Annotated in this window: 12 protein-coding genes; 8 read left to right on the forward strand and 4 right to left on the reverse strand. The window is 62.1% G+C overall.

The annotated features are described in order from the left end of the window. Positions 1–16 precede the first annotated feature (16 nt). Entirely contained in the window at positions 17–1,123 is a 1,107-nt protein-coding gene (locus tag GQ39_RS12000) for an NAD(P)/FAD-dependent oxidoreductase (protein ID WP_047530056.1), read from the reverse strand. 327 nt (positions 1,124–1,450) lie between these two features. Here GQ39_RS12000 and GQ39_RS12005 point away from each other — a divergent pair, with 327 nt between their 5' ends. Then, on the forward strand, positions 1,451–1,771 hold the full coding sequence (locus GQ39_RS12005) for a DUF2388 domain-containing protein (RefSeq protein WP_047538791.1): 321 nt from the start codon (positions 1,451–1,453) through the stop codon (positions 1,769–1,771). Between the two features lie 77 nt (positions 1,772–1,848). On the opposite strand, the gene GQ39_RS12010 is transcribed toward GQ39_RS12005, so the two are convergent. Further along, positions 1,849–2,763, reverse strand: a complete 915-nt coding sequence (locus GQ39_RS12010; RefSeq protein WP_047530058.1) for a pyridoxal-phosphate dependent enzyme — start codon at positions 2,761–2,763, stop codon at positions 1,849–1,851. Positions 2,764–2,950: 187 nt separating this feature from the next. On the opposite strand from GQ39_RS12010, the gene GQ39_RS12015 reads away from it, so the two are divergent. Continuing rightward, positions 2,951–3,610, forward strand: coding sequence for a methyltransferase family protein (locus tag GQ39_RS12015; RefSeq protein ID WP_047530061.1), 660 nt, complete (start codon positions 2,951–2,953; stop codon positions 3,608–3,610). A gap of 227 nt (positions 3,611–3,837) precedes the next feature. Continuing rightward, positions 3,838–4,686 carry a response regulator transcription factor gene (locus GQ39_RS12020; RefSeq protein WP_047538793.1) on the forward strand — a complete coding sequence of 283 codons (849 nt, stop codon included), beginning with the start codon at positions 3,838–3,840 and terminating at the stop codon, positions 4,684–4,686. Positions 4,687–4,762: 76 nt separating this feature from the next. On the opposite strand, the gene GQ39_RS12025 is transcribed toward GQ39_RS12020, so the two are convergent. Then, a complete protein-coding gene (locus GQ39_RS12025; RefSeq protein ID WP_047530063.1) occupies positions 4,763–5,260 on the reverse strand; it encodes an RES family NAD+ phosphorylase in 498 nt (165 codons plus the stop codon). Continuing rightward, entirely contained in the window at positions 5,260–5,829 is a 570-nt protein-coding gene (gene parS / locus GQ39_RS12030; RefSeq protein ID WP_047530065.1) for a type II RES/Xre toxin-antitoxin system antitoxin, read from the reverse strand. Before parS ends, GQ39_RS12025 begins: the two co-directional genes overlap by 1 nt. A gap of 395 nt (positions 5,830–6,224) precedes the next feature. Here parS and GQ39_RS12035 point away from each other — a divergent pair, with 395 nt between their 5' ends. The 5 genes from GQ39_RS12035 to GQ39_RS12055 are packed head-to-tail and all read left to right on the forward strand — an operon-like array spanning position 6,225 to position 11,764. After that, positions 6,225–7,340 (forward strand): ABC transporter ATP-binding protein, encoded by a 1,116-nt coding sequence (locus GQ39_RS12035; protein ID WP_047530067.1) that lies wholly within the window; start codon positions 6,225–6,227, stop codon positions 7,338–7,340. 39 nt (positions 7,341–7,379) lie between these two features. After that, the gene (locus tag GQ39_RS12040) at positions 7,380–8,522 is read left to right on the forward strand and encodes an ABC transporter substrate-binding protein (RefSeq protein WP_047530069.1); all 1,143 of its coding nucleotides are present in this window, start codon (positions 7,380–7,382) and stop codon (positions 8,520–8,522) included. A gap of 30 nt (positions 8,523–8,552) precedes the next feature. Next, positions 8,553–9,470 carry an ABC transporter permease gene (locus tag GQ39_RS12045; RefSeq protein WP_047530071.1) on the forward strand — a complete coding sequence of 306 codons (918 nt, stop codon included), beginning with the start codon at positions 8,553–8,555 and terminating at the stop codon, positions 9,468–9,470. Between the two features lies 1 nt (position 9,471). Further along, positions 9,472–10,299, forward strand: coding sequence for an ABC transporter permease (locus GQ39_RS12050; RefSeq protein ID WP_047530073.1), 828 nt, complete (start codon positions 9,472–9,474; stop codon positions 10,297–10,299). After that, the gene (locus GQ39_RS12055; RefSeq protein WP_047530075.1) at positions 10,292–11,764 is read left to right on the forward strand and encodes an aldehyde dehydrogenase family protein; all 1,473 of its coding nucleotides are present in this window, start codon (positions 10,292–10,294) and stop codon (positions 11,762–11,764) included. Before GQ39_RS12050 ends, GQ39_RS12055 begins: the two co-directional genes overlap by 8 nt. Positions 11,765–11,865: the final 101 nt, after the last annotated feature.

Genomic DNA, 11,865 nt, shown 5'->3' on the forward strand with positions numbered 1-11,865 from the left:
ATCATCGGTACGGTGGTTACTGCGCGAGCGTATCCAGTACCCGATCGGCCAGCGCCAGGCTACTGGTCAGGCCTGGGGATTCAATGCCGAACAAGTTCACCAATCCCGCTACGCCATGCTGAGTCGGGCCGCTGATGAGAAAGTCGGCGGTCGGTTCGTTCGGGCCGCTGATTTTCGGGCGAATACCGCTGTAGGCCGGTTGCAGACTGCCATCGGGCAACCCCGGCCAGTAACGCCGGATCGCCTGATAAAAGCCGTCGCCCCGCGATGGATTGACGCGGTAGTCGAGGTGATCGACCCATTCCACATCAGGCCCGAATCGCGCTTGGCCGCCCAGGTCGAGGGTCATGTGCACACCCAGCCCGGCACTTTCCGGTGCCGGATACACCAGATGGCGAAACGGCGCCCGGCCACTGAAACTGAAATAGCTGCCCTTGCACAACCGCGCCTCTGGAATGTATTGCGCAGGCAGGCCGGCGATGCGGCTTGCCACCTCGGGCGCAGACAACCCTGCACAGTTGATCAGCTCGCGACAGCTCAAGGTCATGGGTTCGGCACCGCCCATGTGCAACTCGAAACCCTGTTCGAGGCAACGCGCCGACAACAGCGGCGTATGAAACGCCAGTGACGCCCCCCCGGCTTCGGCATCGGCCTGCAACGCCAGCATCAAGCCATGGGAGTCGACGATGCCGGTGGACGGTGACCACAGCGCGGCGACGCAGGACAACGCCGGTTCCAGCTCCCGCGCCTCACTCGCCTCCAGCCATTGCAGGTCATCGACACCGTTGCGCCGGCCCTGCTCCAGCAAACCCTGCAACGCCGTGCGCTGGGCATCATCGGTGGCCACGATCAACTTGCCCAGGCGCTGATGGCTGACGCCACGCTCGTCGCAGAAGGCGTAGAGGCGTTGCTTGCCCTCCACGCACAACTGCGCCTTGAGGCTACCGCCGGGGTAATAGATGCCGGCGTGGATCACTTCGGAATTGCGCGAACTGATGCCCACGCCTATGCCTTCGCCGGCCTCGACCAGAATCACTTCGCGCCCGCTCATGGCCAGCGCCCTGGCCACCGCCAGCCCGACCACTCCGGCCCCAACCACCACGCTGTCGATATCGACGCTCACCCGCCCTGCCCTCATGTCAAACCAGCTCCCGCTCTCGGTAATCGATCAGGCAGGAGAATATCGCCAACAGCATGGCCCTGACCACGAAGACGATAGGCATCGGGAGCCTGCCGCCCATGTCGCCTCTGGATATCGCGCCGCTCCCATAACCGCCTTCACTGGCAAGCCAGCGCCAACAGTCCGGACCTTGTGAACCCGGTCCCGGAAAAATGATTATCCGACTGCACCCGTGTCAATCTTCACCATCAGGGAACTCCTGGTGACCGCCATGCATCCTAAATGATGAGGTACTTCCTTTTTTGCTTCACGCTTGCAGAGGACACCGTCATGCGCCGTCTGATTATCGTTTCTTCTCTGTTGCTGTGTTTACCCTTCGGCTCTGCAATGGCCAAGGTGGACGCAGGCGATGTCGCCACCTCAGCCGGGGTTTCCGCATCGCTGTACTCAACATTCAAGGACCACAAACTCATGATTCCCGCCCGTGATGACGCCTCCAGCTTCGTGGCCAGTGGCGGTACGATTCGCGGCGCTTATCTGGAATCGGTTCTCAAACAGCTCCGGCAGGAGCACCCCGACCTCAACAACGCAAGCGACGAAGACCTGGCTCGCGCCATTCTCGTCCAGGAAGGCGTTCCAGCCGATCAATAACGACGGCCAACCTCAGCGGTGGGGCTGGTGAAACCTGGACAGCGTTTCCAGCCCTGCCTTGCTTGACGGGTGTGGCTTCAAGCATGTCGCGCCCACCCGGCCACCAGGGCCGGGGTGATGCTGACACCGCCACAGACCACAATCACCACGTCATGGGCCTGGGCAATCGCCGGATGATCCAGGTACGCAATCGCCAGTGAAACTCCACACGCCGGCTCGACTAACTGGCGACAATCATTGGCGTACCGCACCACGCCCATGATCGCCTCTTCGTCCCCGAGCACCACGCACTCGTGGGGAAAATCGAGGATATGCTGTACCGGCCACGCCGCCACCTCAGAGGCGCCGAGTGAAGTCGCGACCGTATCGATCCGTGGCAAGCGCACGGGATGCCCGGCCGCCATGGCCGCCGCAAACGACGCCGCGCCTCGGGTTTCACAGGCAACGATCCGGCAGTCCATGCGCCGATGGCGGATCAGCCCGGTGAGCAGGCCCGCCAGCAAACCACCGCCGCCCACCGACGTGACCAACGCATCGACTTGCGGGCAGTCTTCGAGGATTTCATCGACCATCGTGCTGTGCCCTTGCCACAGCACCGGGTGATCGAAAGCCGGGACATATTCGGTGTCCGCACCCTGCGCCAGCTCCATGGCCCGTTGGTTGGCTTCGTCCCAGACCTTGCCGTGGACAATCACCTCGGCGCCGGTTTCGCGGATTCTGGCGCGGGTGCTTTCAGGGGTGGTGTGCGGCACGACGATGCACGCCTGCAATCCCAGGCTGACGGCCGCCACGGCGGTGGCGAACCCGGCGTTGCCCCCGGATGGACAGACGACTCTGGTTTTGCCCTGGGCTGCGGCCTGACTGCACAAAAGCCCCATGCCACGCAGTTTGAATGAGCCACTGGGTTGCAGATTTTCCAGTTTGAGCCAGATGCGACGGGCCGGGGAAGAGAGTCCAGGGTGCAGGATCAACGGGGTTCTGATGTGAAGCATGGCGGCTCCTGGTGCACGCCGCCGACTCGTCGAATGTTCTGTGAGCCAGCGGTGAACGGTCCTTTTTCAAGCGTAGTTCACCCTGACCCGATACTGGCGTTTCAGTGATAACGCGGCGCGGGGCCAGGGACGACCGCAGACTGGGGCGGATCCTATAATCAAGGGTGTGCCCACTGATCGAGGCATCATGAAAATTTCCGTAAGACTGGCTTTTGTCGCCTTCGTGTCCACCTTCGCCTACCTCTGGCTCGCGATTTGGGGGCTGGGCGGATTCGCCGCCTTTTTCTCCCATGGCGCGCTGGTCGTGGTGGCGCTTGCCACCCTGGCGATGGTCGTCGCTTCGCTGTTCACCGAGGTCAACCTCAGTTCCGGCGAACGTGAAGACCGGGCCAACCGCTGGGTGCTGCCGGCCTTTGGCATCATTGGCTTACTGAGCGGATTTCTACCGGCTTACACCGACCGGGTCGACTTCTGGACGTTCGGCGGCGAGGGTGTGCGTTGGCTCGGGGCAGTGCTGTACATCCTGGGCGGCGCCCTGCGAATCTGGCCAGTGTTCGTGCTGGGCAAGCGCTTCAGCGGGCTGGTGGCGATTCAACCGGGGCACAGCCTGGTCACCGACGGAATTTATCGCCGCCTGCGTAACCCCAGTTATCTGGGGATGTTGATCATCGTTGTGGGCTGGGCGCTGGCGTTCCGTTCGGCAGTCGGACTGTTGCTGGCCGCGCTGACGGTGATCCCTCTGATTGCGCGGATCCATTCAGAGGAGGCGCTATTGCGGGCGCAGTTTGGTGCTGACTACGAGGCTTATTGCACCCGGAGCTGGCGGTTGATTCCGAAAATCTATTGAAACAACCGCAGCCGGTGTCGGCGCCAACCGCTTGCTCATTCGACGTTCTCGAACGTGATTGAAACCCATCACTTCTGCTACCAAAGCTGTAGCACTCGGTAACACCCGGCCCCATTGCAGTGCATCTTTTTCAAGCATTTCGATCCCCCCGCCCTGCCCCGCACGGCCAAAACAGGCATGGCGTACTTTGTGCATCTCAAGGCGATCCTCCCTTGCTTGAAGCCACCATGCGCCCCAAGGAACTGAAACTCTGGACCACCGGTGTCGCCCACCTGCTCGACCTGCCCGCCGGGCATGCACGGCTGTCGGGCCTTAGCCACTGGTTGCGGCAAGTCTGCCCGGTCGATCATTTCGTCCTGTTTGTCTACGAAGGCAATCACCGGCCCCTGGCGTTGTTCGACACCTTCTCGGCGGACAAACGCGCGGTGTATGTTGATGACTATCAGTGCGGACCGTATTTGCTCGATCCGTTCTACCTGGCCTGTACGCGCGGGCAGGCACCCGGATTGTGGCGATTGCGCCAGTTTGCGCCCGACCACTTCTACCTCGGCGAGTACTACCTGACTTATTACCAGCAAACCGGTCTGGCAGAAGAAGTGGCGTTTTTCGTCGACCTCGGCGCCGGTGCCACGGCCGTGCTGTCGCTGATGCGTTCCTCGGCCAGTTGCGCGTTCAGCCGTGACGAAATGCAGTTGATCGAGTGCGCGCAAGCGGTGGTCGAGCAGGTCATCAATGAAGCCTGGCGCTTGCGTCAGGCCCAGCAACCGCGCCCCGCGCAGGATCTGGACTTCAAGATCCGCGAAGCCTTCGATCAGTTCGGCGCGCACATTCTCACCGGACGCGAACAGGAGATTGTGCAGCTGCTGTTGCGCGGTCACTCCAGCGCATCGGTTGCCGAACAACTGAACATCAGTCCGGGCACGGTAAAAATCCACCGCAAGAACCTCTACGCCAAGCTCGGCATCGGCAGCCAGTCGGAGTTGCTCGGACTGTTTATCCGCGACCTCACTGAAAATCAGCTGCAAGCTTCAAGCGACAGGCTGCAAGGGGATCGAGGTCGCGCCGTTGGCTGGTAGCTTGCGCAGTGCTTGTCAGCAGCACGTATCCGTTCATTAAACATCGCTGGACGGGTCCTTGAGGGGATGATGCGCTTCAGGCTTGAGGCTTGTTAAGCCGACCATCCAGACCAAAAGGCTCTTGCAACACTAGCTCGTACAAACCATTGGCCATTTGCGGGTTCATCAGCAAATTCCAGCTATGCGGCGACACGCTCGATGGCACCAAAACAAACGGATGCTGGCGCAGCAGGTCGGCACCGAACTGTTGCTGGCTGCGGCTTGGGGTGCCAGGTACCAACCAATTGGGGTTTGCGATGGTTTCGGGCCGTACCACGTGAATCCTGGACGGGTCCAGCACACGGGCCTGCGTCAGGCGATGAGGCTTGCAATCCAACGCGTCGAAATCCTTGTGCACCGCCACCTCGAGAATGGCCGTAGAGGCATCCAGGCTCGCATAAACCGTGGCCATGCCTTTGGGGTTCCAGCGTCCACCGACCTTTTCTGCCCCCACGCCCAAATGCCATGTGGGGGCATACTCGGCAGGGTCGAGACGCCAGAAGTGAATCTCACTGCTGAAGGGGTCTTTAGCCATCAATAGACCCCATATTCGATGCGCGTCAGAAAATCAGTCACCAACTCATAGCCCACCGAGTTAGAAATCAAATCGATGGGTATTTCACCGTCCAGGCCACGAGCAGGTTTGACCATCCATTGCTCGGCCAGCTCGCGCGAGCCCAGCACCTCCGTGGCTTTTTCCAAGACTTCGGCATAGTTAAGCGCGCGCGTGCTTTGCTCCGAGGTCAAGATTTCATTGGGCGTTTTCAGCCGCCGCGCCAGCGTGCGATCAGAAGCGCCAACGATTTTCGACAGCACGCCGCGTTGCTTATACACCTCGCTGTTTTCGATCATGTTGAGCACTGACTGCAACGGAAAACCGTTTCTTACCGCTCGGTAAATCTCCATACGATCATCACCCACATTCCCGGAGAGCAAGATCGCGACCATGCGTGGCGGGTGATCTGTCGCAGTAGTGGTCACCGCAGGCTTCTTGCGGCGTATAAAACTGGCGGTTGCTTCAAGCTGGCCCAGTTGAATACTCGTGGAGCGACCGGCATTTTTGACAGCCTCATCAGCTGCATCATCTTTTTTCTTGGCGCTCACGGCAGCCTCCGTCACTCTGACATATGGCAGTAACTATAGTGCCAAATGGCAATGCTATCCAATCCAAAAACGTTTACCTGCAACACGCCCTGCAGAAGCAACGCTGACTCGCGAAGCGCCAGGCCCGATGCAGCCAGCTACCGGACTGAATAAGACGCTAATGCATACTTGTAGGAGCGAGCCTGCTCGCGATGGACCCATGGGCACCGCGTTTAGCCTGCAAGCACGCGCCATCGTTCACGACCATCGCGAGCAGGCTCGCTCCTACAAAGGACGGTGCCTACCCAGGCTCCGCATACCCTCTCCTACCCCCCAAGGGATATATACGCCGCAAAACCCTCATTGCTAGTTTGGCCCCCGACGCACTGATTCATCACTGCAAGGGAGCCCGCCTCGTGAACGACAACCAGCCAAGCGATATCGAATTCTGCAACGTGGTCAAACGCTATGGCCAGGTACAGGCTGTCAGTGGTTTGAATTTCGCCGTGCGGCGCGGTTCGTTCCATTCTTTCCTAGGCGGCTCGGGCTGTGGCAAAACCACCACCCTGCGCATGATCGCCGGGTTCGAACAGCCCACCAGCGGCGAAGTGCGCCTGGCGGGCAGGAACGTTGCCGGCGTTCCGGCCTTCGAGCGGCCGGTGAACATGGTGTTCCAGCATTACGCGCTGTTCCCGCACCTGACCGTGGCACAGAACATCGCCTATGGCCTGCGCTATCGCACCCCGCGTCCCGACAAGAAACAACAGCTGCGCATGGCCGATGAAGCCCTGGAAATGGTGCGCCTCAGCGGCTTCGGCCAGCGCAAACCGAGTGAGCTTTCCGGCGGCCAACAACAGCGCGTGGCCCTGGCCCGGGCGCTGGTCAACAAGCCCACCGTGCTGCTGCTCGATGAGCCGCTGGCGGCACTGGACCGCAAGTTGCGCAAGGAGATGCAGTCCGAATTGCTGCGCCTGCAACGTGAGGTCGGCATCACCTTCGTGCTGGTCACTCACGATCAGGAAGAAGCGCTGTCCATGAGCGACAGCATCAGCGTGATGCACAACGGCTCGATCATCCAGACCGCCACCCCGGAACAATTGTACGAAGCCCCGGCCAGCCGATACGTGGCTGACTTCATCGGTGAGTCCAACCTGTTCAACGGCACCGTCCGCCATCTGAATGGCCGTTCGGTGGTCCTGCGCACCGAGCAGGGACTGGAACTGACCAGCCCGCTCACGCCCACCGGCAAGGCCCTGAGCGCGAACGCCGACGGCTGCATCGCCGTGCGCCCCGAACTGATCAGCATTGCCGGTGCCAGCGCCGACATGGCGCGGGAAGTGACCCTGCAAGGCTGCGTCGAGGACCGGATCTACCTGGGCAACACCACCGAATACCGCGTGCGCACCCAGGCCTTCGGCGTGGTCTGCGTGCGCGTGCCGCGCCAGCAGGACCACGGCGCCAACGCATTCGAACACGGCGCGGCAGTGCGCGTCGGCTGGGATCACGCCAATGGCCTGGCCATGGCGTTGTAAGTCGTCGATTCGTTTCATCAACCGGATGGGGAGCGTGCTATGGACCAGAAGACCTTTATCAAAACCCTGCGCAGCTGGCAGAACGGCTCGATCAGTCGCCGCGATTTTCTTGGCCGCACCGGCCTCGGGATCGCTGCGGCGGTGGTCGCGACCCATATGCCCGGCCTGCTGACCTCCACGGCCGAGGCCGCCGAGCAGGGCAAACTGGGGGATCGCCTGTCGCTGGCGACCTGGCCGAACTACCACAGTCAGGAAAACCTCGACGCGTTCGCCAAGACCACGGGTGCGCGGGTATCGATGAGCGTGTTCGGCTCCAACGAAGAAATGCTCGCCAAGTTGCAGGCCGGCGGCAGTGGCTGGGACGTGCTAGTGCCGACCAACTACACCATCAGCACCTACGTCGGCCTGGGCTTGATCGAACCCCTGGACCTGTCGCGCATTCCCAATTTCGATGCCTCGGCGTTCCAGCAGAAGTTCATGGCCCAGGGCACGGTCGACGGCAAGGTCTATGCGGTACCGAAAAACTGGGGCACCACCGGCATGCTTTATGACACCGGCAAGCTGAAGAACGGCCCGACCAGCTGGAAAGAATTCTGGGCCGCCGCCCAGGGTCCAGCCAGTGGCCGCACCATGGTCCACGACTATCAACTGACCGCCATCGGCAACGCCCTGAAAAGCTTCGGCTACAGCTTCAACTCCCTGGACCCCAAAGAACTGGCCGATGCCGAAAAGCTGCTGATCGAAGTCAAGCCGCACCTGTTCGCCATCAACTCCGACATCCAGCCGTCGATGCGCAGCGGCGATGCCTGGCTGGCCATGTCGTGGACCGGTGACGCCTCGCAGCTGCATCGCGACAACGCGCAGATGCAGTTCGAGCTAGGCAAGGAAGGCGGTGAGCTGTGGAGCGACTTCTTCGCCATTCCGAAAAACTCGGAGCACAAGGACGCCGCCTACGCCTTCATCAACTACCTGCTCGATCCGCAGCACAACAAGCTCGAAGTGCTGAGCCACGGCTACCCGAGCGGTGACAAGCGGGTCGATGCCCTGCTGCCGACGGCCATGCTCAGTGATCCGATCATGTACCCAGCCGCCGAAGCCCTCAGCCCACTGGAGTTCGGTGCGGCAGCGACGCTCACCAGCCCGGCCCGCGCCGAACTGATGGCCCGTTTCAAATCCGCCTGATCACTTGCCATGGCCAACGAGGAGTCGCCCATGAATGCCGCCGCCCACCCGCAAACGGTGCAGCCGGGCAGTGCCCTGTCAGTCGAGGTGCGCCCACGGCGCAGCCTCGGCCGGCGGATCACCCTGCTGATGCTCTTGCCTTCGACCCTGTGGTTCCTGCTGCTGTTACTGATGCCGCTGTTGATCATCCTGGTCTTCAGTTTCGGCGAGCGCAGCGCCGTGGGCGGGTATGCCGGGGGCTTCACGCTGGCCAACTACCTGAACCTCGGTTCACGGGCGGCGGCGTTCGGCAACACGCTGGTGTTGGCGCCACTGGGCACCCTGGTGTGCCTGGTGGCGGCCTACCCGCTGGCGTACTTCCTCGCCGTCAAGGTCAGCAAAAACCGTTCGCTGTTGCTGACGCTGGTGATCGTGCCGTTCTGGACCAGTTTCCTGATCCGCACCTACGCGTGGATTTTCATCCTCAGCGGCAAGGGTATTCCGGCGTTGCTGGCCAGCCTTGGCCTGGAAGACGTGCGGCTGATCAACACGCCCTGGGCCGTGCTGATCGGCATCGTCTACGGCTACCTGCCGCTGATGGTGTTCCCGATCTACGTCAGCCTGGAAAAACTCGACAAGCGCCTGCTCGAAGCCTCGGCGGACCTGGGCGCCAGTGCCTTCGAAAGCTTTCGCAGGATCACCCTGCCCCTCTCTGCACCGGGGATCATCACCGGGGTGATGCTGGTCTTTATCCTGCTGATGGGTGAGTTCCTGATCCCGGCCATTCTCGGTGGCGGCAAGGTGTTCTTTGTCGGCAACGCGCTGGTCGACCTGTTCCTGCAGTCGCGCAACTGGCCCTTCGGCAGTGCGCTGGCGATGACCCTGGTGGCGATGATGTTGCTGATCATCGGCCTGTATTTGAAGCTCGTGGCGCGCTACGGCGGCCGCCCTGCCGACGGAGGCCTGTGACATGTGGCTGCGCAGCTATTCGACTTCGCTGTACATGTTTCTCTACGCGCCGATCGCCCTGATCATCCTGTTCAGCTTCAACGCCGGGCGCAGTGGCCTGGCCTTCGAGTGCTGCTCGGTGCAATGGTTTGGCCGCGCCTTCGACAACCCGTTCATCATGGAAGCCCTCGGTCACAGCGCCTTCATTGCCTTCTGTTCGGCGGTGCTGGCGACGCTGTTCGGCACCCTCGCGGTGTTCGGTCTGCAGCGTGCCGGACGCAAGGTTCGCCTGCTGTTCGATGCCCTGACCTACTGCGCGATCATTGTCCCGGGCATCGTCATCGGCATCTCGACCCTGATTGCCTTCATCAGCCTGTTCGACCTGATCAACCCGCTGCTGGCGAGCTGGATGCCCAGCGTGCCTCGGTTGAACATGGGGTTCTTCACCGTGATCGCCGCCCACTCACTGTTCACCATGGCGCTGGTGATGGTGATTGTGCGCAGCCGTGTCGACTCGCTGGACAAGGCGTTGCTGGAAGCCTCGGCCGACCTGTACGCCCCGCCCATGCAAACCTTCTGGCGGGTGACCCTGCCGCAGATCAGCCCCGCGATCATGGCCGGGTTCCTGCTGGCGTTCACCTTCAGCTTCGACGACTTCATCATCGCCTTCTTCGTCGCCGGTTCCGAGACGACCTTGCCGATCTACATTTTTTCATCCATTCGCCGCGGCGTGACGCCAGAGATCAACGCGATCTCGACGGTGATCATCTGCGTGTCGCTGGCCCTGTTATTCACTTCCCGCTCTCTGCAAAACCGCCAGACCGGCGTTCAGGAGTCGCACCATGCGTGATCAGCTATACATCAACGGCGAGTGGGTCAGCCCGGACCTGGGCGGCTATCTGGAGGTCGTCGACCCGGCCACCGAACAGGTATTCCACCGTGTGGCGGCCGGCACCGAAGAGGACGTCGACCATGCCGTGCGCGCCGCCAGGCGCGCCTTCGACAATGGCTGGAGCCAAACCACCGGCGCCGAGCGCGCGCAGTGGCTGGAGGCCCTGGCCGATGAACTGGAAAACGGCCAGTCCGCGCTGGCGGAACTGGAGGTGCGCGACAACGGCAAACCATTGCCCGAAGCGCAGTGGGACATCGGCGATGCGATTGGCTGCTTTCGCTATTACGCCGGTCTGGCCCGTGAACTCGACGAACGACAGGACCAGCCACTGGCCCTGCCGGACGCCCGTTTTCGCTGCCGTATCCGCCACGAACCGATTGGCGTGGCCGGGCAGATCATCCCGTGGAACTACCCGCTGCTGATGGCCGCCTGGAAAGTGGCTCCAGCCCTGGCGGCGGGCGCCACGGTGGTATTGAAGCCGTCCGAGCTGACGCCATTGACAGCGCTGGAACTGGCCGCCGCCGCCGACCGCATCGGCCTGCCGGCGGGCGTGCTCAACCTGGTCACCGGGCTCGGTGCCGAGGCTGGCAGCCCGCTGACCGAGCACCCCGGCGTGGACAAACTGGCCTTCACCGGCAGCGTGCCCACCGGGGCGAAAATCATGTCGGCCGCGGCCCGTGACATCAAGAACATCAGCCTCGAACTGGGCGGCAAGTCGGCGTTCATCGTGTTCGACGACGCGGATGTCGAAGCTGCCGTGGAGTGGATTCTGTTCGGGATCTTCTGGAACCAGGGCCAGGTGTGCAGCGCCACCTCGCGCCTGTTGGTGCAGGACAGCATCGCCCCGAGGCTGATCGAACGCCTGGTGGAAGAAACCCGCAAGATCACCATCGGCCCGGGCCTGGAGCCCGGCGTGCTACTGGGGCCACTGGTCAGCCAGGGCCAGTACGACAAGGTGCTCGGTTTTATCGATCAGGGCCTGGCCAGCGGTGCGCGCCTGCTCACCGGAGGCCGCCGGCCGGCGCATTTACCCCAGGGCTATTTCATCGAGCCGGCGATCTTCGACGAACCGGGAACCAGCAGCATTCTCTGGCGCGAAGAAGTCTTCGGCCCGCTGCTGTGCATCAAGCGCTTCAACACTGAAGAACAAGCCGTGCAAATGGCCAACGCCAGCCGCTTCGGCCTCGCCGCCGCGGTGATGAGCGCCGACCTGCAACGCAGCGCACGGGTGGCCAACCAGTTGCGCGCCGGGATTGTCTGGGTCAACTGCTCGCAACCGACCTTCGTCGAAGCGCCGTGGGGCGGCATGAAACACAGCGGGATCGGCCGTGAGTTGGGGGAATGGGGCCTGCACAATTATCTGGAGGTCAAGCAGGTCACCGAGTACGTCAGCGAGCAACCCTGGGGCTGGTATTTGAAGTAAACAGACCGACCGCTTCGCGAGCAGGCTTGCTTCCACAATGTGATCTTCAACGACCTCAAAAACCGAGGTCGCTCACGGCCCTTGTGGGCGCTGGCTTGCCA

This window comes from Pseudomonas sp. 11/12A, assembly GCF_000800055.1.
GTDB classification, from domain to species: Bacteria; Pseudomonadota; Gammaproteobacteria; order Pseudomonadales; family Pseudomonadaceae; genus Aquipseudomonas; species Aquipseudomonas mohnii.

Bases quoted from the DNA above. Each gene is read 5' to 3' on its own strand.
- GQ39_RS12040 (WP_047530069.1), top strand. From the start codon at position 7,380: ATGGACCAGAAGACCTTTATCAAAACCCTGCGCAGCTGGCAGAACGGC.
- GQ39_RS12045 (WP_047530071.1), top strand. From the start codon at position 8,553: ATGAATGCCGCCGCCCACCCGCAAACGGTGCAGCCGGGCAGTGCCCTG.
- GQ39_RS12005 (WP_047538791.1), top strand. From the start codon at position 1,451: ATGCGCCGTCTGATTATCGTTTCTTCTCTGTTGCTGTGTTTACCCTTC.
- GQ39_RS12055 (WP_047530075.1), top strand. From the start codon at position 10,292: ATGCGTGATCAGCTATACATCAACGGCGAGTGGGTCAGCCCGGACCTG.
- GQ39_RS12050 (WP_047530073.1), top strand. From the start codon at position 9,472: ATGTGGCTGCGCAGCTATTCGACTTCGCTGTACATGTTTCTCTACGCG.
- GQ39_RS12010 (WP_047530058.1), bottom strand. From the start codon at position 2,763: ATGCTTCACATCAGAACCCCGTTGATCCTGCACCCTGGACTCTCTTCC.
- GQ39_RS12025 (WP_047530063.1), bottom strand. From the start codon at position 5,260: ATGGCTAAAGACCCCTTCAGCAGTGAGATTCACTTCTGGCGTCTCGAC.
- GQ39_RS12020 (WP_047538793.1), top strand. From the start codon at position 3,838: ATGCGCCCCAAGGAACTGAAACTCTGGACCACCGGTGTCGCCCACCTG.
- GQ39_RS12015 (WP_047530061.1), top strand. From the start codon at position 2,951: ATGAAAATTTCCGTAAGACTGGCTTTTGTCGCCTTCGTGTCCACCTTC.